At 37.4% G+C, this 26,139-nt stretch carries 22 protein-coding genes; 14 read left to right on the top strand and 8 right to left on the bottom strand.

All coding sequences use genetic code 11. The features are described 5' to 3' along the window. Positions 1 to 185: 185 nt before the first annotated feature. Together hdaA and MCO_RS08370 are read right to left on the bottom strand one after the other, a co-directional pair. Complete coding sequence (gene hdaA, locus MCO_RS08375) at positions 186 to 875, bottom strand: DnaA regulatory inactivator HdaA (protein ID WP_007553869.1); 690 nt, start codon at positions 873 to 875, stop codon at positions 186 to 188. Beyond that, positions 872 to 2,083 carry an AI-2E family transporter gene (locus MCO_RS08370; protein ID WP_007553868.1) on the bottom strand — a complete coding sequence of 404 codons (1,212 nt, stop codon included), beginning with the start codon at positions 2,081 to 2,083 and terminating at the stop codon, positions 872 to 874. Before MCO_RS08370 ends, hdaA begins: the two co-directional genes overlap by 4 nt. A gap of 182 nt (positions 2,084 to 2,265) precedes the next feature. On the opposite strand from MCO_RS08370, the gene purM reads away from it, so the two are divergent. Then, positions 2,266 to 3,351, top strand: coding sequence for a phosphoribosylformylglycinamidine cyclo-ligase (gene purM, locus MCO_RS08365; protein ID WP_007553867.1), 1,086 nt, complete (start codon positions 2,266 to 2,268; stop codon positions 3,349 to 3,351). Continuing rightward, on the top strand, positions 3,348 to 3,959 hold the full coding sequence (purN, locus tag MCO_RS08360; RefSeq protein WP_007553866.1) for a phosphoribosylglycinamide formyltransferase: 612 nt from the start codon (positions 3,348 to 3,350) through the stop codon (positions 3,957 to 3,959). Before purM ends, purN begins: the two co-directional genes overlap by 4 nt. A 277-nt stretch (positions 3,960 to 4,236) precedes the next feature. Here the strand turns inward: purN and MCO_RS08355 are convergent, their stop codons facing one another. Then, on the bottom strand, positions 4,237 to 6,777 hold the full coding sequence (locus MCO_RS08355; protein ID WP_007553865.1) for an ATP-binding protein: 2,541 nt from the start codon (positions 6,775 to 6,777) through the stop codon (positions 4,237 to 4,239). A 190-nt stretch (positions 6,778 to 6,967) separates the two neighbouring features. Here MCO_RS08355 and MCO_RS08350 point away from each other — a divergent pair, with 190 nt between their 5' ends. Beyond that, complete coding sequence (locus MCO_RS08350; protein ID WP_007553859.1) at positions 6,968 to 7,489, top strand: flagellar biosynthetic protein FliO; 522 nt, start codon at positions 6,968 to 6,970, stop codon at positions 7,487 to 7,489. Between the two features lie 52 nt (positions 7,490 to 7,541). On the opposite strand, the gene dksA is transcribed toward MCO_RS08350, so the two are convergent. Then, positions 7,542 to 7,958 (bottom strand): RNA polymerase-binding protein DksA, encoded by a 417-nt coding sequence (gene dksA, locus MCO_RS08345; RefSeq protein WP_007553852.1) that lies wholly within the window; start codon positions 7,956 to 7,958, stop codon positions 7,542 to 7,544. 321 nt (positions 7,959 to 8,279) lie between these two features. Next, entirely contained in the window at positions 8,280 to 8,813 is a 534-nt protein-coding gene (locus tag MCO_RS08340) for a flavin reductase (protein WP_040299107.1), read from the bottom strand. 133 nt (positions 8,814 to 8,946) lie between these two features. Between MCO_RS08340 and rpe the strand changes: the two genes are divergently transcribed. The 10 genes from rpe (at position 8,947) to MCO_RS08285 (ending at position 18,088) form a co-directional block, all read left to right on the top strand. After that, positions 8,947 to 9,621, top strand: a complete 675-nt coding sequence (gene rpe, locus MCO_RS08335) for a ribulose-phosphate 3-epimerase (protein ID WP_007553846.1) — start codon at positions 8,947 to 8,949, stop codon at positions 9,619 to 9,621. A 9-nt stretch (positions 9,622 to 9,630) separates the two neighbouring features. Then, a complete protein-coding gene (purB, locus tag MCO_RS08330) occupies positions 9,631 to 10,935 on the top strand; it encodes an adenylosuccinate lyase (protein WP_007553844.1) in 1,305 nt (434 codons plus the stop codon). A gap of 78 nt (positions 10,936 to 11,013) precedes the next feature. Beyond that, positions 11,014 to 11,562 carry an alpha/beta hydrolase gene (locus MCO_RS08325; protein ID WP_007553842.1) on the top strand — a complete coding sequence of 183 codons (549 nt, stop codon included), beginning with the start codon at positions 11,014 to 11,016 and terminating at the stop codon, positions 11,560 to 11,562. 174 nt (positions 11,563 to 11,736) lie between these two features. Further along, positions 11,737 to 12,501, top strand: a complete 765-nt coding sequence (gene purC, locus MCO_RS08320; RefSeq protein WP_007553840.1) for a phosphoribosylaminoimidazolesuccinocarboxamide synthase — start codon at positions 11,737 to 11,739, stop codon at positions 12,499 to 12,501. Between the two features lie 86 nt (positions 12,502 to 12,587). After that, entirely contained in the window at positions 12,588 to 12,827 is a 240-nt protein-coding gene (purS, locus tag MCO_RS08315; RefSeq protein ID WP_007553838.1) for a phosphoribosylformylglycinamidine synthase subunit PurS, read from the top strand. A gap of 12 nt (positions 12,828 to 12,839) precedes the next feature. Beyond that, entirely contained in the window at positions 12,840 to 13,511 is a 672-nt protein-coding gene (gene purQ, locus MCO_RS08310; RefSeq protein WP_007553836.1) for a phosphoribosylformylglycinamidine synthase subunit PurQ, read from the top strand. 302 nt (positions 13,512 to 13,813) lie between these two features. Further along, a complete protein-coding gene (purL, locus tag MCO_RS08300) occupies positions 13,814 to 16,027 on the top strand; it encodes a phosphoribosylformylglycinamidine synthase subunit PurL (RefSeq protein ID WP_007553832.1) in 2,214 nt (737 codons plus the stop codon). A 70-nt stretch (positions 16,028 to 16,097) separates the two neighbouring features. Then, positions 16,098 to 16,331 (top strand): BolA/IbaG family iron-sulfur metabolism protein, encoded by a 234-nt coding sequence (locus MCO_RS08295; protein WP_007553831.1) that lies wholly within the window; start codon positions 16,098 to 16,100, stop codon positions 16,329 to 16,331. 99 nt (positions 16,332 to 16,430) lie between these two features. Beyond that, complete coding sequence (gene grxD, locus MCO_RS08290; RefSeq protein WP_007553830.1) at positions 16,431 to 16,763, top strand: Grx4 family monothiol glutaredoxin; 333 nt, start codon at positions 16,431 to 16,433, stop codon at positions 16,761 to 16,763. 68 nt (positions 16,764 to 16,831) lie between these two features. After that, positions 16,832 to 18,088, top strand: a complete 1,257-nt coding sequence (locus MCO_RS08285; protein ID WP_007553829.1) for a multidrug effflux MFS transporter — start codon at positions 16,832 to 16,834, stop codon at positions 18,086 to 18,088. Positions 18,089 to 18,189: 101 nt separating this feature from the next. On the opposite strand, the gene parC is transcribed toward MCO_RS08285, so the two are convergent. Together parC and aspS are read right to left on the bottom strand one after the other, a co-directional pair. Further along, the gene (parC, locus tag MCO_RS08280) at positions 18,190 to 20,439 is read right to left on the bottom strand and encodes a DNA topoisomerase IV subunit A (RefSeq protein WP_040299097.1); all 2,250 of its coding nucleotides are present in this window, start codon (positions 20,437 to 20,439) and stop codon (positions 18,190 to 18,192) included. 861 nt (positions 20,440 to 21,300) lie between these two features. Then, positions 21,301 to 23,094, bottom strand: a complete 1,794-nt coding sequence (gene aspS / locus MCO_RS08275) for an aspartate--tRNA ligase (protein ID WP_007553825.1) — start codon at positions 23,092 to 23,094, stop codon at positions 21,301 to 21,303. A gap of 136 nt (positions 23,095 to 23,230) precedes the next feature. Here aspS and rnd point away from each other — a divergent pair, with 136 nt between their 5' ends. Next, complete coding sequence (gene rnd, locus MCO_RS08270; protein ID WP_007553824.1) at positions 23,231 to 24,385, top strand: ribonuclease D; 1,155 nt, start codon at positions 23,231 to 23,233, stop codon at positions 24,383 to 24,385. A 236-nt stretch (positions 24,386 to 24,621) separates the two neighbouring features. On the opposite strand, the gene ppx is transcribed toward rnd, so the two are convergent. Further along, complete coding sequence (gene ppx / locus MCO_RS08265; protein WP_007553823.1) at positions 24,622 to 26,133, bottom strand: exopolyphosphatase; 1,512 nt, start codon at positions 26,131 to 26,133, stop codon at positions 24,622 to 24,624. Between the last annotated feature and the right edge of the window lie 6 nt (positions 26,134 to 26,139).

Below are 26,139 nucleotides of genomic sequence, written 5' to 3'. Positions count from 1 at the left end.
TTATTCAAACAACATATTAAGCAGATTATGCAAAAAAGGAAAAAATAAAAACACACTGTTTTATCCACTCTTGATAGATATAGAAAAAGCAGAAAACGTAAATAACAGCATTTCTATCTGCACACTATAATGACAATAAAACAAAAGCACTTCTATTGAACAATTTAGGTCGTACTAAAAAATATTTACTGTATTTGCATGGTAAGGGCTTCACCAATAACAGCACGCGTTATTTTACTTTTTCTTTGTAATGCTAACTGATCAACAGAATCAATAACACGTTTTAATGAAAATAAAGAACGCTCACAGCGGCTTACAAGATAAGCAACGGTATCCGGATGAACAATAATTTGTTTATCAGAAAAAAGTTTAAAAGCAACAGCTGTTAACAATGCATCATCAGGCTGATTAATCGCGACTAACATAACAGAATTAAGGCGACTTTTCAGATCATTTAACTTTAAATTCCACGCTAAAGGTACTGTACGTGCCGTTATTAACAACGTAGCATGACGCACATCAATATTTGCTTGCTTAACGCTGTTAATTAAGTGAAAAAGCCCTATTTCACTAATCTCATCCGCATCAATATCCTCAATTAAAAGCGATCTTCCTGAAGAAGCAACAGCAATAGCCTGATCAACTTCATTGCGATGAAAAATTAAAGCGTCGGCTTTTTGAGCCCATACACTAGAAAAGTGCGTTTTCCCAGATCCTTGTCTTCCAACCAAAACTGCAATAGGTAAGACCCAATTTGGCCAATGATCAATAAGCTGAAAAGCCATACGATTGCTTTCCGTCACTACTAAGTCATCAAATTGGAAAGCCGGATTATAAAAAAAGTTTAAGGGTAATTGCGTTTCATGCTCCTTCATTCTAACAACTCCGAATTGCCACTTCGTGAATACATCTGAGAATTAAGGTAAGTATGAAGAGCAAAACGAACCAAAACACCAACAGCCGCTGCCGCAGGAACCGCAACAAGCATACCAGTAAAACCAAAGAGTGAAGAAAAAGCAAAAAGTGCAAACATCAGCCACACCGGATGCAATCCCACTGACGAACCCACAAGTTTTGGTTGAAGAATGTAGCCTTCAATAAACTGACCAATTAAAAAGAGAACCATAACAACAACAATCCAACCCCAATTATTAGGATAAAACTGAACCCATGCAACACCAACAGAAAGCACAAAACCACTCATTGTACCAATATAAGGAACAAAGCTGATAAGACCAATAAACATACCAATCAAAAGACCAAAATTAAGTCCCGTGATAGTTAAACCGATAGCATAATACCCTCCCAATATTAAACAAACCGTTCCTTGTCCACGAACAAAGCCAGCAATAGCTCTATCCATTTCATAAAAAATACTGCGAACGGTCTCAAGATGATCCCTCGGTATTAACGAATCAACTGCGGCAACCATACGCGGCCAATCTAATAACATATAAAATGCCACCACGGGTGCCACGACAAATAAGCTCACAAGATTAACGATAGATTTTCCTGACTTCAAAAGTGAATTCAAGAGAGACGTAATAAAATCAGAACTTTTTCCCAAAAGTCCTTTAATATTACTCTGTAATTCATTCGGATCACTACCAAAATAGCGCCTAACCCAATCAAAATCATGCTCAACAAAAAAAGTTTGAATACGACTAATATAGACGGGCAAGCCATCACTCACAAACTGCTGTATTTGCCAACTGATAATAGGAATTAAAATAATTAAAGAAGCGACAAAAATAACAACAATAAATAAAGTAATGAGGATAGTACCAAAAACACGACGAATACCAAATTTTTCAAATAATTGAACAATAGGATTAAGAAAGTAAGCCAACACAATCCCTGCTACGAAAGGAAGCAAAACGGATCCAAAAATAAACATAAAAAGAATGAAAAAAATCAGCGTACCAAGCCAGAAAAAAATTTGCTTTTTCATATTGTTCGGTAACGGTACTTGAGTATAAGCTGGCACATAAGTCTTATAACGGTCACGAGCCCCACTCTCCCTCACCTTCTTGTTCATAAGCTGCGAAGTGAAATGATCCTGATTATCTGATACCTTGCTCATAAAATATCCTAAAAAACTCTTCACAAAAAAATTATAAACCCTTTTTACATGGGTCAAGAAAAGATATAGGTCAAGTAAAATAGCTTATTTCTTAAATACTAAATATCAATACCACTTGCAGAGGCAACTTTATCATGGCATTGCATAATATAAAAATCTGATTTTCCATAAGGAAGACTCCAATGAGCAACCAAGATCTCATAAATAATAAATCCAAGTGCAATCTTACCTATGCAAAAGCCGGTGTAAACATCGATATGGGTAATGCTATGGTAGAAAAAATTAAACCCTTTATACGCTCAACAAAACGAGCAGGAACAAATGCAGAAATTGGCGGCTTTGGTGGCCTCTTTGATTTAAAAGCAGCCGGCTTTACAGATCCCATTCTTGTAGCAGCAAATGATGGCGTAGGAACAAAATTAAAAATTGCCATTGAAATAGGTATACATGACACTGTGGGTATTGATCTAGTAGCCATGTGCGTCAATGATTTACTCGTACAAGGTGCTGAACCTCTCTTTTTTCTTGATTACTTTGCAACTGGTAAGCTTAACCTTGAACAGGGTGCGACAATCATCGCTGGTATAGCAGAAGGGTGTAAACAAGCAGGTGCTGCTCTCATTGGAGGAGAAACTGCAGAAATGCCAGGTATCTACGCAGAGGGAGATTATGATTTAGCAGGTTTTGCTGTAGGAGCATGCGAACGCAGCGCATTACTCCCCTCAAAAAATCTTACAGAAGGCGATATTATTTTAGGACTTAACTCATCTGGAGTTCATTCCAACGGCTTTTCTCTCATAAGACAAATCATCAAACAAGATAATTTAAAATGGGAAAATCCAGCTCCATTTAATCCCCAAATCAGCCTTGGTACAGCACTACTCACACCAACACGCATTTATGTAAAATCACTCCTATCTATTATGCGAAATTATAAAGGAATTAAAGCTCTTGCACATATCACAGGTGGAGGCTTTCCTGAAAATATTCCACGGGTACTTCCATCTTCTCTGTGCGCTGAAATTAATCTTTCTGCCATTCAGATTCCATCAATTTTTTCATGGATTGCCAAACAAGGTAAAATAGAAGAAACTGAAATGCTGCGAACATTTAATTGCGGCATTGGCATGGTTATTATCGTAGCGCAACACGCAGTTGAAGAAATTACACAAGCACTTGAAATGCAAGGAGAAAAAATTATTCCCCTCGGCATTTTAACAAAACGCCAAAATAAAAAAATACTCTATAAAGGTGTACTACACTTATGAAAAAAAAAATTGTTATTTTTATTTCTGGCAACGGATCTAATATGGTTGCCCTTGCCAAAGCAAGTAAACAAAAGGAATACCCTGCTGAGATCATCGCGGTTATTTGCGATAATCCTTATGCTGCCGGCATTGAAAAAGCACGTAACAATAACTTGCCTACGCACATTGTTGATCGCAAAAGTTATCCAACGAGAGAAGCACACGAGGAAGCTATCTTTACGATTTTAGCTCAACATAATCCAGATCTTCTCTGCTTTGCTGGCTATATGCGCCTCATCTCATCGCGTTTCGTAAAACTTTATGAAGGTCGAATTTTAAATATTCACCCTTCTCTTTTACCGTCATTTAAAGGTTTGAATACACATGAAAGGGCTTTACAAGCAGGCGTTAAAATCACTGGATGCACTGTTCATCTTGTTACAGAAGATATGGATGCAGGAAAAATTCTTGCCCAAGCAGCTGTTCCAGTCTGTCCAAATGATACCACTGAATACTTAGCAAAGAGAGTACTTAAAGCGGAACACGAACTCTACCCCAAAGCCTTAAAAGCCTTCATTGATGGAAACAAAAAAATGATAAATACTCAACAACAGCTTTTATCCTTTTGAGTATATCAAACAGCGCTTTCCAACCTTGCAAAAAACTTTCCTGTACTCTCCTCTCTTATAAAGTTTGAATAGGATAAAATTACATCATCCTCATAAATGTTTTTGTACAAAGTGTGCAATACTTCTTTAGCTTTTTAACGGTCAATTTTCTAATTACTCTTAACTTATTTTGTTCACTAGGCTTTACTCATTACTACGCCTATCTTTTCAAAATACCCACTTTCGTTTAAAAAATTTTAAAATAAACGATGTTTCTATTGTATAATTTTTTATTTCATTATGAAAGTGTTTCTTTAACTATTAGTGCTAACTGTTTGAGTGTAAATGGTTTAGATAGAAAACCAAAAACAGCATCTTGTGGAAGATTTTTAGCAAAAGCATCTTTTGCGTATCCAGAAACAAAAATAAATTTGATATCAGGATAGTTTTTACGTGCTTCCTTAAGCAAAGTCGGCCCATCCATTTCTGGCATCACCACATCAGAAACGATAACATCAATAGCTCCCTTATGTTCCTCAAGAATGGCAAGTGCTTCTACCCCGCTTGCGGCCTCTAAAACAGTATATCCTCTCATTTGAAGCGCTCTTACCCCACCCATTCTGACTGCATCTTCATCTTCGACCAACAAAACAGTCGCAGATCCTGTCAAATCTGTATTTTTTTCTTGCTCTTCCTCTTTTTCAATCAATGGAAAAATTTTTCCATTATTATGAGAAATATAACGAGGGAGAAAAATATGAAATGTTGTTCCCTCTCCTTCTCTGCTATCACAGTAAATGTAACCACCTGTTTGTTGGATAATTCCATAAACCATTGACAAACCAAGCCCAGTTCCTTGTCCGACTTTTTTTGTTGTAAAAAATGGTTCAAACATCTTTTCTTGTATAGCAGCTGATATACCAATTCCTGTATCTGAAATAGTCAATTGTACATACTCACCAATTACAAAACCAACATGATCAAATTCAACACTCTGTTGTTTTGTAATATTATTTGTTGCAATCGTGATAACCCCTCCATCTGGCATAGCATCACGCGCATTAATAACCAAATTCATAATAACACGCTGAAAAGATGCTTGATCAACTTCAACGCTCCACAAATCTCTTCCATGAATAATTTTTAACTGAACATTATTGCCTAAAAGGGGTAAAATGAGATTGCGAATATCTGATAAAAAATCTGTAAAATCCACCTCTTCAGGACGAAGTGTTTGCTTCCTAGAAAAAGCTAGTAATTGCTGTACAAGTGCAGCTGCGCGATTGGCATTATTTTTGATATTGATAAGATCAGCATGAGCAGGATCAGAACTACGATGTGTATTTAAAAGAAGATCGCATGACATCAAAATTGCTGTTAAAACATTATTGAAATCGTGAGCAATACCACCAGCCAACTGCCCAACAGCTTGCATTTTCTGACTTTGTATCATTTTATCTTCAAGCGTTTTTTGTTCTGTTATTTCTATAACAGAGATAATGACCAAATTTCGTGGTGCTTCACTGTAATAAGACAGTATAGGTACAAGATGGAGGCGTAAATGGCGTTCCTCATTATTTTCTAAAACTGTTTCTAGAGAAACTGAATAATTTTTATTTGTCGTAATTTTCTGAAATGCTCGCTCTAGCTGCATATGATCACGGTGAAATATAACATCATAAAGATTGATAGTTTTTCTCGTACATCCTACGAGTGATGAAAAAACATTATTCATGTGAATCAAATGTCCTTTCTGATCCGCTACTGCTATTGCAAAGGGGCTTGCATCAAAATACCCTACCAGTGCACTAGGTAATTTTGATTGATCATCATTCTCTCCCTTTTGTACCTGCTGCGGAATTACGACAATACGATAAATAGCTTCATCTTCTAGGAGAGAAGAAACACACATAAAACAATTCAATATTTTCTTAACACTGATCTCTGAATTTAAACATAACGAAAACGTGTAAGGTAAAGGGTACCCTGAACTTTGATGTTTGTCATATTGCAAACAAATATCACGCCACGCGCCATTAACTCCAACGCTACCAAATAATTGATCAAAACTATATTGCCCAATAGTAAAGTTAACCAAGTCAATTGAAAACCATTCAGCAAAAACTGCATTTACATAAAGAACATTCCCTTGGCTATTCACGGACAAAAAACCAACAGGAGCTTGATCCAAATGATTTATAGCTTCTTGAAGATTCGAGAAAAAAACTTCACGACATTCTTGCAAATGTGAAACATCAGCAATACGCCAAAATAAAAGCTTTTTTCCCCGCTTTGTAATTGGTTGAACAGAAATATTATACCAAACAGATTTTTTTTGCGTAGAATGGACAAAAATTGGTTGCTCGACCCTCAATTCTTCTTGCGCTGCAAGATGACTACATGCTGCAACTTTTAAGCGATACGCAAGTGCACCAGCCCCAGGAAGATCAGCAATAACTACATAACAAGAGGAGTCAGGCTTATAGGTAAGAATTTTTCGATAACTTTGATTAGAGTAATAAACAAAACCAGATAAATCGGAGATTATAATTGCATCATCGCTACTATTAAAGATGCGAAGATCAAAATCTTCATGAAATTGTGCTGCATTACATTTTAAAACTCCCATTCCAATCAGAACGAGTGCAGCAACCCCTATAACCGCTAAAGCTAAAAAAGAAATCAATTCGACCTTTTGCAAATAGCTTTGTGGATAAAAAAAACCTAGAACACCCACAATGAAAAGAAAAGCTATTACAAAAATAACACCAAGAACCACACCTCCTCGATTTACAGAAGAAGACGATGATCTTCCATTATTCTCAAAACTTTTATCCATCTTACTTTGCCTTGATTAAAGCTGTTACCATAAATTAACTCCATAATCATTGTTATAAAGTATATACCATGATAATATCTCCCTAAGAAACGTCACCCATATTATGTTATAAGCAAACCTTTTAAGGGTATATTTATAAGCTTATCTCAATATAAAATAATATTTCCATTCCAAAATGGGAGAAATTTTTATGTATGTCTGGTTATCAAGCCAAATAGGCACATCTGCCGCGAACATAACCACAAGCGCTGCGTTTTTTATAATAACAATCGCTGCTCTTTCTGCAATCATCCTGTTTGTACGTCGTTTAAACACAGGAAAATTCAGTATCAACAGAAAAAAGCGTCCAACGCGATTAACAATATGTGATACAATTGCTATCGATCGCGCGCGTAGACTTATTTTGGTACGTTGTGATGATAAAGAGCATTTGCTTCTTATTGGCGGATTAACAGATGTTGTTGTAGAATCCAATATCACCAGTACATCCATCATACAAAAGAGAGAAGCACAGCCAACATTAACAACAGCAGAAATCACTCCAAATGCCAACCTTACAGAAAAAAGGTCTTTTTCCATAAAAGAAAGAGAACGCCCACAGAACGATTCTTCTAGCTCTTTTATGAAACAAAACGTTGAAGATTCAGCAATTATCGCTGAAATTGAAGGGCGACAAGAGCCATCCTTATTTATCCCTGCCCCCAAAAAATAAAATACACAACTCTAACAGCGCGCATCTCACTTGCTCATCATCTCAACCAACTTTAATCATCACGATAAACTTTTTCCCGTCGTTCGTGGCGTTCCTGTGCTTCCAACGATAAAACTGCAATTGGTCGAGCCTCAAGACGCTTTATACTAATAGGCTCACCAGTTTCCTCACAAAAACCGTAAGTTCCATTATTGATGCGCTCTAAAGCAGCATCTATTTTTGAAATGAGTTTTCTTTGACGATCACGAGCACGTAATTCAATTGTACGATCAGTTTCGCAAGACGCCCTATCAGCCAAATCGGGTTGACCAACATTCTCTTCTTGCAAATTTTCCAAAGTCCCCCGCGCTTCTCTTAATATATCATTTTTCCAAGAAACCAATTTAGCACGGAAATATGCCTTTTGTCGCTCATTCATAAAAGGCTCGTCTTCGCTAGGGCGATATTGATCATCAATCTCTTCGCTCATGCCATAAAAACCTCCACATACGGTATGTGCGGTCTATATATTGTGCAACACCGATCAACACAAGCGCAAAATATTTTTTTATACACTCTATAATATGTTTAAAATTCCTGTTTAACTCTTCAGCTACTCTTTCTAAATAGCATGTCACTCCCTTGACATAATGACTAGTCAAGGCTTGTCCATAAATCCTCTTTCTCATGATATCTACAAGCCTAGAAAAGCAGATATTCAAAATCAGATGCAATAATCTTACTCAATTATTGGAGCAAGACTCAAACCTACTAAAAACAAATCGTCTCAGTATGCAAAAAATAAAAATCTTTACAAAGGCAGAGTATGATATTCGCGATTCAAATACATCAAAGCGTTTTTTTCTTGATTACGGTTGATCGCAACAACTTCACCAATCAAAACAAAATGAGTTGCATGTTCATGCCAACAAATCAAACGACAATCAAAAGACGCTAAAGCGTCTGAAAGACTAGGTGCACCAGTCTGCAAAGTACTCCATCGCGCTATACTAAAATGTTCATTTTGTGTATCATGACAAGACCTAGAAAAAATATCTGCTAATGAACGATGTTTTCCTGCTAAACTATTAACACAAAAATTCCCATTTTCTATAAATAACTGATTCTTAGGATTATGCCGCATGAGGCAAACAAGAAGTGTTGGGGGGGCATCAGATAAGGAACAACATGCTGAAACTGTTACACCACGCCTTCCTTTAATGCCATTTGTTGTCACAATATGCACGGCTCCTGCAAAATGACTCATAGCATCTCGATATTCTTGCGAGGAAACAGTAATATTATGTTGAAGTCCAAGCATTAAATGTGTTGTATGGTTTGACATATCTTTCACTTATACAGCTCTAAAATTTCAAGTGATCTTTCCATAAAAAAAATCTATTACACATACTCTATAATACAAATGATATTTTAGTATACAAAACTACATGCTAAAAAAGTCAATCTAGGAGATCTTAATGCCTCATTCTCATCTCATTTCGCCTTCACTCTTGGCTTCTGACTTTTCCAAACTTGGCAAAGAAGTGTTAGATGTTGTTGATGCCGGTGCAGATTGGTTGCATCTTGATATAATGGATGGGCACTTCGTCCCTAATATCACTTTTGGCCCTGATGTCGTCAAGACACTCCGACCATTAACCAAAGCAATATTTGACGTTCATCTGATGATCACACCTGTAGATCCTTATCTTGAGGCTTTTGCAAAAGCTGGTTCAAATATTATAACGATTCATGCTGAAGCAAGTCCCCACCTTCATCGTTCACTACAAATAATCAAAGCAACAGGAAAAAAAGCAGGAATTGCAATCAATCCAAGCACACCAGAACATGTGCTTGAATATTTGCTTGATCAATTAGATCTTATCCTCATCATGACAGTCAACCCTGGTTTTGGTGGGCAAAATTTCATTCCAGAAATGAAAGATAAAATCAAGCGCGTTAAAAGCATGATCGCTAACAGACCTATTGATCTTGAAGTAGATGGTGGCATCACTGTTGATACAATTGGAATAGCTGCAAAAGCTGGTGCCAATGTATTTGTCGCAGGCTCTGCAATTTATAAAAATGGAAACAAAGAACTTTACAAAACCCGAATTAATGCATTGCGCCAAGCAGCAGCTCTCTCACAATAAGGAAAAATCATGATAGCACGTTATTCTCGCTCTGAAATGGTAACAATTTGGTCAGCAAAGACAAAATATCGTATTTGGTTTGAAATTGAAGCACATGCCTGTGATGCACTTGCTGAACTTGGAATTATTCCAAAAGAAGCAGCAAAGATCATCTGGGAAAAAGGGGCAGCAGCCGAATTTGATGTTAATCGCATTAATGAAATTGAGGCAATCACCAAACATGATGTCATTGCCTTCCTAACCCACTTAGCTGAATTTGTTGGACCAGAAGCACGCTTCATTCACCAAGGTATGACATCATCAGATGTTCTAGATACAACGCTTAATATTCAATTGATGCGTGCCAGTGATATTTTGCTAAAAGACATAGACCAACTTCTTGAAGCATTAAAAAAACGTGCTTTTGAACATAAAGAAACAATCACCATTGGGCGAAGTCATGGCATTCACGCTGAACCGACAACATTTGGAGTTAAGTTCGCTCTTGCATACGCTGAATTTTTCCGTTGTCGCAAACGTCTTTTTGCAGCACGTGAAGAAATTTCTACTTGCGCTATTTCAGGGGCTGTAGGGACTTTTGCAAACATTGACCCACGCATTGAAGAACATGTAGCAAAAGCATTGGGAATGCGTACTGAACCTGTTTCCACCCAAGTCATACCACGTGATCGTCACGCCATGTTCTTTGCAACACTTGGTGTTATTGCTTCATCTATTGAAAGATTAGCTATAGAAATACGCCATCTTCAACGAACAGAAGTTCTTGAAGCAGAAGAGCATTTCTTACCTGGGCAAAAAGGCTCATCCGCTATGCCCCATAAACGTAATCCAGTTTTAACAGAAAATTTAACAGGATTAGCACGTATGGTGCGTGCATTTACAATTCCTGCCATGGAAAATGTAGCACTTTGGCATGAACGTGATATCTCTCATTCATCTGTTGAGCGTTATATTGGCCCTGATGCTACCATTACACTTGATTTTGCTCTTGCCAGACTCACATCTGTCATTGAAAATCTAATTGTCTATCCAGAAAACATGAAAAAAAATCTTAATAAATTCCGTGGGCTTGTTCATTCACAACGGGTGCTTTTAGCACTCACGCAAGCTGGAATGAGTCGTGAAGATGCTTATCGGATTGTACAACGAAATGCGATGAAGGTTTGGGAACAAGGAAAAGATTTTTTAGAAGAACTGCTCAATGACAACGATGTTACAAAAGTTTTAAGTGAGACAGAACTTCGCGAAAAATTCGACCTTTCTTACCATACAAAACATATCAACACAATTTTTAAACGTGTTTTTGGGGAGTGATAAAAATCGCGTATAAGGAACTAACATATTTTCTTCCATCTATGATCTAAAATCTGTTTTGTAATGAGGAAACAATTCATGAAAGCAAACCAGCTTGATATTCTCATTGTTCCTGGCTACAAAGGAGCTGGCCCTGATCATTGGCAAACACGATGGGAAAAGAAATTATCTACAGCTCACCGTATTAAACAAGTCGACTGGTCAAAACCTGTTTGTGAAGAATGGGTTAATGAGGTTAAATTCGCTATTGCACAAGCTCAAAAGCCCGTTATGATTATTGCCCATTCATTAGGAGTTCCAACTGCTGTTCAAGCAACTATACAAAACGCAGAAAAAGTTTGTGGTGCCTTTTTTGTTGCACCTCCAGATGTAAACAATGAAAAAATACGCCCCAAACATTTAATGACATTTGGCCCTTATTATTGCAAAAAATTATCCTTTCCCTCTGTAGTTATAGCCAGCCGAAACGATGAATTTTGTCAATTCTCAGTAGCAGAGAATCTTGCAAATAATTGGGGTGCACTCTTTGTGGACGCTGGTCAATCAGGTCACATTAATGCAGAATCTGGACATGGACCTTGGCCTGAAGGACTTATGGTTCTCTCTCATTTTCTTGCAAAAATCTGATTCAAAAAAAGATAATCGTCTTTACCCTATCTATACAGTTTCATTTTTCTTTGGCAGAGCTACAATGACAAAAGTTGTAAGAAGTATTATAGCAATCATTGAGAATTTCTGCCAATTAGGGTAGTATCACTTATCAACGCTGTTTAAAACCTTTCAAACCAATAGAGAATCATAATGAATCGTCGCCACCGTATCTATGAAGGCAAGGCCAAAATTTTATATGAAGGACCTGAACCAGGGACCTATATTCAATTTTTTAAAGATGACACAACTGCTTTTAATGCAAAAAAGCACGAAATTATTGACGGAAAAGGGGTTTTAAATAATCGTATTTCTGAACATATCTTCAGCCATCTTAGCCGTTTGGGTATCCCAACACATTTTATCAAGCGTATAAACATGCGCGAACAACTCATTAAAGCCGTTGAAATTATTCCATTGGAGGTTGTTGTTAGAAACATTGCCGCTGGCTCTCTTTCTAAGCGTTTGGGATTAGAAGAAGGAACCGCTCTTTCGCAATCCATCATTGAATTTTATTATAAAAATGATTCTCTTGATGACCCAATGGTAACTGAAGAACATATTACTGCCTTTGGATGGGCTGTTCCACAAGAAATAGAAGACATTATGCAACTTGCCATTCGTATTAATGATTTTCTTTCTGGGCTTTTTGCAGGTGTTAACATTCAATTAGTTGATTTTAAAATGGAATTTGGTCGCTTGTGGGAAGATGAAACGATGCGCATTGTTCTTGCTGATGAAATTTCTCCTGATTCTGCTCGACTATGGGATATGCAAACACAAGAAAAAATGGATAAAGATCGTTTTCGGCGTGATATGGGTGGACTTATTAACGCTTATCAAGAGGTTGCAAAACGTCTCGGAATCATCAATGAAAATGAACCTCCGCGACCAAGTGGTCCCGTTTTGGTAAAATAAACAATAAGGTGACATTATATCGCCTTCCTTGATATTGAGGAGTAGACCTCTTCAAGGAGAAAAATTTTAGCAATAGGAAATAAAAAATGAAAGCACGCGTTACAGTTACCTTAAAAAACAGCGTTCTTGATCCACAAGGAGAAGCGATTGTTAATGCTTTAGAACGTTTAGCTTTTAAAGGCATTCACTCTATTCGCCAAGGAAAGATTTTTGATGTTGTGCTTGATGATCAACCTGCTGAAACGGCAAAGCAAAAACTCGAAAAAATGTGTGAAGAATTACTCGCAAATACTGTTATTGAAAATTACACTATAGAACTTCTTTAAGTGGAACTCTCCATGAAAACTGCTATCATTCAATTACCTGGACTAAATCGCGACCGAGATATGATCGCAGCATTACATCATATAACAGGAGTTGAACCATTCAAAATTTGGCAAACAGATTCAACAATTCCAGATGTAGATGTCATTGTTATTCCTGGTGGTTTTTCTTATGGGGACTACTTAAGATGTGGTGCTATTGGCGCACGAACACCAGTTTTACAAGCCGTTAGTGAAAAAGCAGAAAAAGGTGTTACAATAATCGGCATATGTAATGGATTTCAAATCTTGTTGGAAGCTGGATTATTACCCGGTGCTTTAATGCGTAATGCTTCGTTAAAATTTGTTTGTCGTGACATAAAACTTGAAGTAACCAACAACAGTACAAGATTTTCTCGGTATTATTCTAAAGGACAAATCATTCGCTGTCCTGTTGCACATCACGACGGAAATTATTTTGTTGACGGTGCAATATTAAAACAAATGGAAGATAATGAGCAAATTGTTTTCCGCTATGCTGAAAATACAAACCCTAATGGTTCACTTAATAATATTGCTGGTATTGTCAATAAAGCTGGTAATATCCTTGGTATGATGCCTCACCCTGAAAATTTCATTGAGCCCGCACATGGTGGCACTGATGGCCGCTTACTTTTCCAAAGTGCTTTAGAATTGGCAAATGGGTAGCAATAAAAGAGAAAATATGTTATTTAACCTTTTTAAAGTCGAAAATCTCTATCATCTCCTACGTAATAAATTTACGAATCAAATGCTTTATAGATCCATTGGATGGTGTTTCTCTAGAAATACACAAAGATTTATTCAAAAGCCGTTTCTGGTCTTTGAAACATCGAATAAATCACCAGAATCTCAGTTAATGATTTGTGAACTGCTACCTTATCAAACAATGCAACCACTTATGATCTAAGCTGCTAGATTTAGGATAATAAAAATGCTAAATTTTAATTAATTTGACGGATAAACTACTCATGAATCCTTGCAATAATAACATCGCCATTACACCAAAATTAATTGCACAACACGGCTTAAAAGATGATGAGTATCAACATATCCTAGCCTTAATTGGGAGAGAGCCAACATTTACTGAGCTAGGAATTTTTTCTGCAATGTGGAACGAACATTGTTCTTATAAATCATCTAAAAAGTGGCTTAAAACTCTCCCAACAAAAGGAAAATGTGTTATTCAAGGACCTGGTGAAAATGCTGGCGTTGTGGATATTGGTGAAGGTCAATGCGTGGTTTTCAAAATGGAAAGTCATAACCATCCCTCCTATATTGAGCCTTATCAAGGTGCAGCAACAGGTGTTGGTGGCATTTTACGAGATGTTTTTACAATGGGTGCCCGTCCTGTCGCAGCCATGAATGCATTGCGATTTGGTTCTCCTGATCATCCTCGAACACGCCATCTTGTTTCTGGTGTAGTTTCTGGAATTGGTGGCTATGGAAATTCTTTTGGTGTTCCAACCATTGGAGGAGAAGTAAATTTTGATAAGCGTTACAATGGTAATATCCTTGTCAACGCCTTTGCCGCTGGAATTGCAAAAACAAACTCTCTTTTTTACTCAAAAGCGCAAGGAGTAGGGCTTCCTGTTGTTTATCTTGGAGCTAAAACAGGACGTGATGGTGTCGGTGGAGCAACAATGGCTTCTGCCGAATTTGATGATTCAATCAGTGAAAAACGTCCAACCGTTCAAGTAGGTGATCCTTTTACGGAAAAATGCCTTTTCGAAGCTTGCTTAGAACTTATGGAACTAGGAGCTGTCGTTGCTATCCAAGATATGGGAGCAGCAGGTTTAACATCCTCTGCTGTTGAGATGGGAGCAAAAGGAAATTTGGGTATAGAACTTAATCTCGATAAAGTTCCTGTTCGTGAAGAAAACATGACAGCCTACGAAATGATGCTTTCTGAAAGCCAAGAGCGTATGCTCATGGTTCTAAAACCAGAAATGGAACAACAAGCAGCTGAAATTTTTCACAAATGGGGACTTCATTTTTCCATAATTGGAAAAACAACAAATAATTTACGTTTTTGCGTAAAGCATCAAGGAGAAGAAGTCGTTAATCTTCCCATCAAAGAACTGGGTAATGAAGCACCTGTTTATGATCGCCCTTGGAGTGAGCCTGCTAAAAAAACACCTCTTAAAGCAGAAGACGTTGAGAAAGTCGAAAATCTTGGTGGTGCACTTCTTACGCTACTAAACTCTGCAAATCTAAGTTCACGACGATGGATTTATGAACAATATGATACCCTCATACAAGGCAATACACTTGTTCGTCCAGGAAGCGATGCAGGAGTCATCCGTGTAAGCAATAACGACAAACGTGCCCTTGCCTTTTCTTCTGATGTGACACCTCGATATTGTGAAGCTGATCCCTATGAAGGAGGGAAACAAGCAGTTGCAGAATGCTGGAGGAATATTAGCACTACGGGCGCAACACCACTAGCCGCTACAGATAATCTCAATTTTGGGAACCCTGAAAAACCTGAAATTATGGGACAGTTCGTTTTTGCCATTAAAGGCATAGGTGAAGCTTGTAAAGTTCTTGATTTTCCTATCGTTTCAGGCAATGTCTCTCTTTATAATGAAACAAACGGAGAAGCAATCCCTCCTACTCCCACAATCGCTGGTATCGGTCTTCTTGACGACTGGTCTAAAATGGTAACGATCAGCGGTATGCAACATGGAGATAATATTATTTTGATTGGAGCTTGCGGCTCTCATCTGGGACAATCAATCTACGTGCAAGACATTTTAAATATTGATACCGGCACACCACCTCATGTGGATTTACAACTTGAAAAAAAGCATGGTCAATTTGTTAGAGATGTCATTCATCGTGGTTTTGTTCATGCCGCGCATGACATTTCTGACGGAGGATTAGCTGTTGCACTTGCAGAAATGGTCATTAAAGCAGGTAAAGGAATCAAAGCAAAATTAAGTAATCAATCACCAGAGCATGCAGAACTTTTTGGAGAAGACCAAGGGCGTTATCTCTTAGCAGTTAAACCTGAAGCGCTTAATAGCTTTAAAGAACTTGCACAAATAAGTGCCGTTTCCTTAACAGAGCTTGGTATAGTTGAGGGTACTTTGCTTGATATAGATGGGGTATTAAAACTTTCTGTATATGAACTCATGCAAGCCTATGAAAACTGGTTTCCAGAATTTATGGGCGGAAAATAAAGATTTTTTTCATTTCTCTTTAACCTTATGCTACTCTTATAAACAAATTAACAAACACAGGAGAATAATCATGGCAATGAGTGCCAGTGCAATTGAAGCACTTATTCGTGAAGGCATTCCTGATGCAACTGTAACAATTCATGATCTTACTGGCGATGGAGAACATTACGCCGCAGAAGTTATTTCTGAAAGTTTTCTCGGTAAAAGCCGTGTTCAGCAACATAAAATGGTCTATGATGCTCTTAAAGGCAATATGGGAAATGCACTCCATGCTTTAGCGCTACAAACGAATACTCCTAAATAATTGAAAAATTTCTTCTTGCATTCATTCACTCAATACGATTAGAAAATAATGCAAGCGTAAATTCACACTTATAAAAATCTGCAATATCGAGGAATAGAGATGACCACTGTTCATAAGTTTATTGACAACGAAATTAAAACAAATGATGTCATTTTATTCATGAAAGGAACACCGGATGCTCCACAATGCGGCTTCTCAGGACAAGTTGTTCAAATTCTTGAGTATTTAGGGTTAAATTATAAAGGGGTTAATATCTTAACTTCTGATGAATTGCGTCAAGGAATTAAAGACTATTCAAATTGGCCAACAGTTCCGCAACTGTATATAAAAGGTGAATTTATTGGGGGCTGTGATATTGTTAAAGAAATGTTTCAAAACAACGAATTGCAAGAACTGCTAAGAGAAAAAAACATTCCCTGCAAAAAAACATAAGTATTCCTCGTTTTATCCAATCTTTTATAGAGTTGTGTTCAGTCGAAACTTTTATTTCAAGGATGCATATGTCATATTTAATCGACGAACAAACGCATAGTGATACGATTAGAAAAAAAATTGGCTATAAAGAATTTGTTATTCTCATTGGCGCGCTTATGGCCATCAATTCTATAGCCGTTGACATTATGCTGCCGGCAATGCCTGATATTTTAAATAGCTTACATGCTATCAATGAAAATGATCAGCACTATATCATTTCCAGTTATCTTATTAGCTATGGCATTACACAAATATTTTTTGGCCCAATAAGTGATCGTTATGGGCGACGTAAGATTCTTCTCATCGGTCTTGCTTTTTATTCATTTACGGCGATTGGTTGTGCTTTTATATCCAATTTTTCTTTATTGCTTATTTTACGTATCTTGCAAGGTATGGGAGGTGCCGCTATGCGTGTACTCACAGTTTCCATTGTACGTGATCTCTATAGTGGTCGAAAAATGGCAGAGGTCATGTCTATCGTCATGATGGTTTTTCTTATTGCACCAATGATTGGACCCGCAACGGGACAAGTTATTCTACTGTTCGGGCATTGGCAATTTATTTTTATATTCATGGCAATGATTGGTTTTGGGCTCATGATTTGGATTCAACTGCGCTTGCCTGAAACTCTTTATGCACGACGCTCTCTTTCCTTTTCTTCGATCAGACATAATCTATGGATTGTTATAACCAATCGCACTACACTTTGCTACACACTGGCCACTTCTATCATTTTAGGTTGCATTTTCACTGCCGTTAATACATCACAACAAACATATGAAGGGATTTATAACTTAGGTCTCTGGTTCCCCCTTGCATTTGCTATCGGCGCTGCATTTCAAGCTCTATCATCATTCTTTAATTCTCAACTTGTCGGACGCCTCGGAATGCGCCGCATTGCGCACACAATGCTTTTACTCTTTTGTGCTACCTCACTCATCTGGTTTGTCGGATCCATCTTAGCAGATGGTGTTGTCCCTTTTCCTTTTTTCATGCTGTTATTCTGCGTATTAATGTTTGCGTGCGGCGGCATTATGGCAAATTTCAACACACTTGCTCTTGAATCTGTAGGAAAAATTGCAGGAACAGCATCTTCTGTATCTGGCTTTCTTCAAACATCTATTGGAACGGGTCTTAGCTTTTTTATTGCGCAACAATTTAACGAAACAACCATCCCTAATTCGGCAGGTTTTTTCTTTCTTAGCCTCATCGCTATAGTTCTAGTTTTATGGGCCGAACGTGGACATCTCTTTAGACAACATAATAGTAACCCTCATGAATAAAAGCTGTGAGGAAAACTCAACAACACTCCTATCAAGTAATAAAACCATAAAGCATTCTTTTTTGTGCTTTTATAAACTAACAATTAAATATACTATATTGATTAATTGGTGAATTTTCCTGATTTTGGGAAGCCTTTCGGAACTGAACGCCCTCCCCCAGCGCGCGTTCCCATCCATTCATGGAGATCATTAACTTGGCGATTAAAGCAGCGTGCAGCTGCGTCTTGCCAAATTAAACCTTCTGATAAATTAAAAGTTTTGGCATCGGCAATACCACCCTCTTTATAACGTTGTAAACGAACACCTTTACCACGATTCATTTCTGGTATTTGTTCAATAGCAAAAATAAGCATTTTACGATTTTCACCAACCACTGCGACATGATCACCTTTTACCGGAACACAAAGCTTTACTTTATCAGGGAGCTTCACATTCATAATCTGCTTACCTTTTCGTGTATTAGCAACTACCTCGCCTGCAGGTACAATAAAGCCATTTCCGTGCAATGAAACTAAGAGAAGTTTTTCCTCTGCATTGTGTACAAAAGCTGTAAGAACATCATGTTCATCATCCATATCAACTAAAATACGAATTGGTTCACCATGCCCACGCCCTCTAGGCAAACTATTTGCACCAATAGCAAAAAATTTTCCGCCAGTACTTACCAGCACAATCTTATCTGTAGTAGACGCCGGAAATGCCAACTTTAAGCAATCCCCTTCTTTGAAAGAAAGTGCTTTGTAATCACTTAAATGTCCTTTTAAAGCACGCATCCACCCCTTTTCAGAAATAACAATTGTAATTGGTTCCTTTTCGATCATCGCCTGATGAATGTCATCAATATCATGTCTTGGTGCTTCTTCAAATGTTGTACGCCTTCTCCCTAAGAGAGTATTAGGACCAAAAATTTTCCGAACTTTTATGATTTCTTCTGAAATTATTTTCCATTGCTTTGTATGAGAAGCCAACAGACTCTGCAATCTTTCTTTTTCAGCTTTCAGGGTTTCAAACTCCTTACGAATTTCAAGTTCTTCGAGCTTACGGAGAGACCGCAACCGCATATTAAGAACGGCTTCAGCCTGATTCTCGGTTAATTTAAAACGGTCGATTAGTTTCTTTTTAGGTTCATCCTCTTCACGAATAATCTGAATGACCTCATCAAGATTCAAATATGCGATAAGGTATCCATGGAGAATTTCTAATCGGCAATCAATTTGATCAAGCCGATAATGAGAGCGACGAATAAGCACCTCTTGACGATGTTCAAGCCATTGCTGCACACTTTCGCGCAAAGAAAGAACGTTCGGTATTTTTCCCAAAGACAAAACATTAAGATTAAGAGGAAATCTTACTTCAAAATCAGTCAATTTAAAAAGGGATTCCATGAGGAGTTCAGGGGTAATTGTACGATTTTTAGGAACAAGTACGATACGGATATCTTCTGCCGATTCATCACGAATATCTTCAAGCATTGGTAATCGCCGAGCAAGCAGTAATTCTGCTGTTTTCTCAATAAGTCGTGACTTTTGAACTTGATAAGGAATTTCAGTAACAATAATCACATAAGAACCACGACTACCGGACTCTTGATGCCAACGCGAACGCAGCCGAAAAAAACCACGCCCTATCCGATAAGATTCCTCAATACTTTTTTTAGGCTCAACTAAAATGCCACCTGTTGGAAAATCAGGACCAAGCACAAATTGATTTAATTCCTCATCATGTGCATTGGGATGTGCAATTAAATGTAGTGCCGCATCACAGAGCTCAGCAACATTATGGGGTGGAATAGATGTCGCCATACCAACAGCGATACCAGATGAACCATTTGCTAAAAGATTAGGAAAAGCTCCCGGCAAAACAACAGGCTCTTCATCTTCCTCATTATAGGTTAAACGAAAATCAATGGCGTTTTCATTAATTCCTTCCAACAGCAATGCTGCCACTTCAGTCATACGCGCTTCCGTATAACGCATAGCAGCAGCATTATCACCATCAATATTACCAAAATTACCTTGTCCATCAACCAATGGATAACGCACAGCAAAATTCTGCGCCAAACGCACTAATGCATCATAAATAGATGCATCACCGTGTGGATGAAATTTTCCCATGACATCACCAACAATCCGTGCACATTTCGCATAGGACTGCCCTGGGTTAAGTTTGAGCAAACGCATTGCATGGACAATACGCCGATGCACAGGTTTCAAACCATCACGCACATCAGGTAATGCACGGTGTGTAATAGTAGAAAGCGCATAAGCCAAATAACGCTCTTGTAAAGCAGACCGTAATTCTATTGGCTCAATATGTTCTTTATCAAAAGGTAAATTCATTTTATCAGACACAATATCAGAATAACAATTCCCCCAATAATGAGAAATTATTTTATAAGCTTTCTTCAGTAAAATCTCTCATGAGTCGACTATTTTTATCAAAAATCGACTATATAAAAATAACCATTGCAATTAAAACATGAACAAACAATTATATCAATTTGAAAAATTTATATGTATATTTAAAATAGTATATGAAAATACTCAACGAATTCATTCAAAAAAAAATTGCAAGAATGATAAAATACTGTCTTTAAAAAAAATTAACACAAAAATAAACAGCCCCTAAAGAAATAAAGAACATATCCACCGTTAAACTTGGCAATGAGCATTTTCAGGATAAACAGAAAATCTAAAAAATGCTATTACTCATTTGAAGTTGATATATCCAGACAAACCAAAAGCGTTATATGATTTCCTTAAAAACAATGCGAAAACACTCTGAAAACGAATCCTCATAATATTTTTAATAACAACAATTTATCGCTACTAATATTTTGAGTGCAAATATTTCAAAAAAAATCCTATTGTTACCCTATGTTTTTCTGAAAATCTGACGATAAATGAGCTCTCTAATCTTATAGATCTTTAACAATCAGCCATATTGCATAACAACCACATCCAGTTTTTATATGATGAGCTTTTCAAAGCATTTAAAGCTTATAAAATTCAAATTTTTCAGCATATTACAGTGTTTAGCAACACTGCATTATTCTTACTAAACTAAGATAGGTGTTTTACTGCACCATTAAAAAACTAAGAATCATAGGTCTGAGTTTGTTATCAACCGTATGTGCTCTAACATCATTGAAGATATTAAAACTTTACAACACACAGTAAAAAAGTGTCACCAACATCCAAACTTCAGCAACTTTATGAACTCTTTTTGTCAGCAGGAGCAATCCGGATTCCTAAATCACGTAATTGTGCAGCAGAAACATCAGATGGAGCACTCATCAAGAGATCAAGTGCTTGCTGATTCATAGGAAATAAAGCAACCTCACGTAAATTTTTGACACCTTGTAAGAGCATAATAATACGATCAATACCTGCCGCCATACCACCATGCGGTGGTGCCCCATAATGGAATGCACGATAAAGACCACCAAAACGATTTTCTACCACTTCCTTAGAAAGACCAGCAAGATTAAAAACTTTAAGCATCATTTCTGGTGAATGATTACGGATTCCGCCCGAAGCAATCTCATAACCATTGCATACAAGATCATATTGAAAAGCTTTAAGAGTAAGAGGATCTTGATATTCAAGCGCATCCTGTCCCCCTTGAGGCAAGGAAAAAGGATTATGAGCAAAATCAAGCTTTTCTTCATCTTCATTCCATTCAAAAAATGGAAAATCAACAATCCATGCTAAAGAGAAACACTCCCGATCAACAAGGTTTAATTCTTCTCCTACCCGCGTACGTGCCACTCCCGCAAAAGATGCAAATTTCTTTGGATCTCCTGCCACGAAAAAACAGGCATCACCATTTTCAAGTCCAAGCTGTGTACGGAGTGCTTCAGACCTCTGCACACCAATATTTTTAGCAATAGGCCCCGCCCCTTCAAACTTCCCTTCTTCTTCGCGCCAGAAAATATAACCGAGCCCTGGTTGTCCCTCACCTTGTGCCCATGCATTCATACGATCACAAAAAGCACGGCTTCCACCGGTTTTAGCTGGAATAGCCCATATCTGTGCTTTTTCATCATTTGCCAAAATTTGAGCAAAAACTTTAAAACCAGAATCATAAAAATGCCGAGAAACATCTTCCATGATTATCGGATTACGTAAGTCAGGCTTATCTGAGCCATATTTCCGCATTGCTTCATCATAGGAAATACGAGGAAAATTTTGTGTTACAGGCTTTCCATTTGCAAACTCCTCAAAAAGAGAACGTATAATGGGCTCCATTGTTATAAAAACATCTTCCTGTTCAACAAAACTCATTTCAACATCTAATTGATAAAATTCTCCTGGAAGACGATCAGCCCGTGGATCTTCATCTCTAAAACACGGAGCAATTTGAAAATAACGATCAAAACCTGACATCATCAACAACTGTTTGTACTGTTGTGGTGCTTGTGGCAATGCGTAAAATTTTCCTTGATGAATACGACTTGGAACCAAAAAATCACGCGCTCCTTCCGGTGATGACGCTGTCAAAAGCGGCGTGGTAAATTCCGTAAAACCATCATCTTGCATAAAACGTCTGATAGCAGCAATAATTTCAGTACGACGCATTATATTTTTGTGCATAGTTTCGCGACGTAAATCAAGAAAACGATACCTCAACCGAATATCTTCTGGATAATCAGGTTCGCCAAAAACAGGTAAAGGAAGCTCATCAGACTTCGAAAGAATCTCCACCTCTTTTGCAAAAATTTCAATCTCGCCGGTTGGGAGAGATGTATTAATAACTTCATCAGAACGTGCGCATACTTCCCCATCTACACGAATAACCCATTCAGAACGCACTTTTTCAATAATTTTAAAAGCTGGCGAAGCAGGATCAGCAACAATTTGTGTAATTCCAAAATGATCACGCAAATCTACAAAAAGGATTCCTCCATGATCACGAACACGATGAACCCATCCCGAAAGACGAACGTCTGTTCCTACATCACATTTACGAAGAGCAGCGCAATGATGACTGCGATAACGGTGCATAGCTTTTGCCTTTAATTATAATATTTCACATGCGCTACAAACGCTTTTTAACAACCATTTGTCAAGATATGAGGATAAAGACTCAAAAAAAAAGTCAATAAAAGACAAATTTAATTTATCTGGTTATAATAAAATAATGATGAATCTTATTACACAAACTACAGATCTTGAAATCGCACTTGCTACTTTACGTACCTCAGATTTTATAACAGTCGATACTGAATTTATCCGCGAAACAACTTTTTGGCCGCAACTGTGTCTAATCCAGCTTGCATCACCAGACACTACAGTTCTGATTGATCCAATATCACAAGATATTGATTTGCAACCATTTTTTGATCTAATGGTAGATAAAAAAGTTGTCAAAGTTTTTCATGCGGCACGCCAAGATATTGAAACGATTTATCATCTCGGAGGTATTATTCCCTCCCCTCTTTTCGACACACAAATAGCAGGATCAATCTGTGGATTTGGTGATTCTATCTCCTATGACCAAATTGTACAACGCTGCACGGGGCATCAACTTGATAAATCATCTCGTTTTACAGATTGGAGCTACCGGCCTCTTTCCGAAAAACAACTGCTTTATGCACTTGCCGATGTAACCTATCTGAGAGATATTTACCTCTTATTAAAAAAGCAGTTAGAAAAAAACAAACGCATACACTGGATGGATGATGAAATAGCAATCTTATTATCACCCAAAACTTATGATTTGCCAGAAGATGAAGCATGGAAAAAAGTGAAAGGAAAAGTCAAAAAACCTCGTGAGCTTGCTGTATTACAAAAAATAGCGGCTTGGCGTGAACGTAAAGCACGAAAATATAATATTCCACGTCGCCATATTATGAAAGATGAATGCCTTATCGAAATCGCAACGCAACAACCAAAAGATGAATCTTCATTAAAACGTTTGCGTAGTCTTAGCAAAAACTGGGATAAATTCTCAATCGCACAGACATTAATCAAAGCTATTCACGAAGGCTTAGAAGCCGATCTTGCAATTTTACCTGCCCTACCTAAGCATAAACCACTTAATGATACGACAACTGCTGCTATTGATCTTCTCAAAGTACTCTTAAAACTTGTTGCCAATGAAAATAATATTGCACCAAAAATTATTGCAACTTCCAATGATTTAGAAAAAATCGCAAATGGATGTATAAAGACAAATATTCCTGCAATGAATGGTTGGCGCTATGAAATATTTGGGCAGAAAGCCGAACAAATGCTAAAAGGTCAAATAGGCTTTTATTTTAGCAACGGAGAAATAAGCATAAAACAGTTCTAATATACAAAAAAAAATTAATCATTTGTATACTAAGCTTTTTGCAACAAAAATCTTTTAAAGAAGAAAACTATCCATTTTTGTGAATGAAAAAATTGATTAAAAATCAAAAGATTAAAATTTTTTAATTTCATTATATCTCAATATAAATGGAAATAAACTCTATATGATGATTTAGTATCCAAAATACGCAGCAATATAATATATGGATAGGTTTTTATATCTTAGGAGAAAAAGAATCAGAAAGTTTCAAAAGCAAGGGGTATTTTTATTATTTTTGATAATTTCTTCAACCGTCCGAGAGGACGTTCTCCCATTAAATCAGCGTAACGCCTTGGGATGTACAATACAACGTGATCTGTTTTTTTACGCCATGACAAGTGAGGTAGAATGCCTGCAATAGAAGCACTAAAAAGATAAGCAATACGCATAGTTGTGCCGAGAATGCGTGCTTTTTCAATTATATTTCTGGTAGCCAGTTGAAAAATGGGAAGAGATTCTTCATCAATGAGTGAGCTTGTATTACGAAAAAACACAGCCAGCGCAGCATAAAGACGCCCTTCATGAGAGATTCCCGGATAAGATCCTAATGCTATCTGATGAGCCGCCTCATTGCCACGATAATCTGGATGTATACGCCAACCAATATCAGCAAGAAGACAGGCAGCTTTACGGTAACGACATTCATTTTCCGTTTCTGAAATTCCAAAAGTTTCAAAAGCATTGGACGTGAAATCAATGAGCTCCTCTGCTTGCTTTGGTGAACGGGCTCGTAGAATAGCCACTTCCATACATGCCGCAATGAGAGGATCTGAAAGACGAATTTTTTGCGATAATCGTGAATAAAGAAAGCCTTCACGGACTCCAGCTCCAGAAAAAATTATTTTTTCAAAACCTATACAGCGAATAAGTTCAATAAGAATGATTGCCCCATAAGGCAAAAGCTGACGGCGATTTTTTGAAACAGCTGAAATCCCTTCCATATCATCAATACTGCCACTCACAACAAAACGCAAAAAATCCTCCATCTCAACTGCATCAACTTCATAGCCATGCATCACAGGTAGTCGATAGTGTTTTGTTGTCATATGAAGTTTTGCCAAATTACGCCAAGTTCCTCCTACTGCATAGAAATAACGTGCCATGCCTTTACGAAGGAAAGAAGATTTACAAAACTGCTCATGTGCAATTTTTTCAGCGACAGTAATATCATTATTGGACATATACTGTAATCGTAAACCACCTAATGGAAGAGTTATCCCTTCACCCATATCAGAATCATCAACATTAATAAGCTCAAGACTTCCTCCCCCAAGATCACCAGAAATACCTTTGGGTCGGTAAAAGGTAGAAACAACTCCGTACGCTGAATAAACAGCCTCTTCATTTCCCGAAAGAAGGTATATTTTATCTTGCAAAATATTTTCAGCATTTTGAATAAATGTTAACCCATTTTTTGCGTCCCGCGCTGCTGCTGTTGCTAGAGTATAGACCTCATCTGCGCCAATTTGTCGACAAAGTGCACGAAACCGTTTTAGTGTTCGCAATGCCATTTTCATTGATTTTTCTTCTAAAAATCCAGTTTTTGCAACTCCTTGACCAAGACCGCAGAGAACTTTTTCATTAAATAGAACTGTTGGTGAACGGACAAGTCCTTCGTAAACAACAAGCCTAACAGAATTTGAGCCAATATCGATAACAGCGATAGGCTTGCATCCTTTTAGCCGACCTTGAGCATTTATATATGTCATTGAATT

This window comes from Bartonella sp. DB5-6, assembly GCF_000278115.1.
Lineage (GTDB): Bacteria > Pseudomonadota > Alphaproteobacteria > Rhizobiales > Rhizobiaceae > Bartonella > Bartonella refiksaydamii.
The sequence above is the reverse complement of the archived record's forward strand: the minus strand, read 5'-3'. Positions and strand labels throughout refer to the sequence as shown.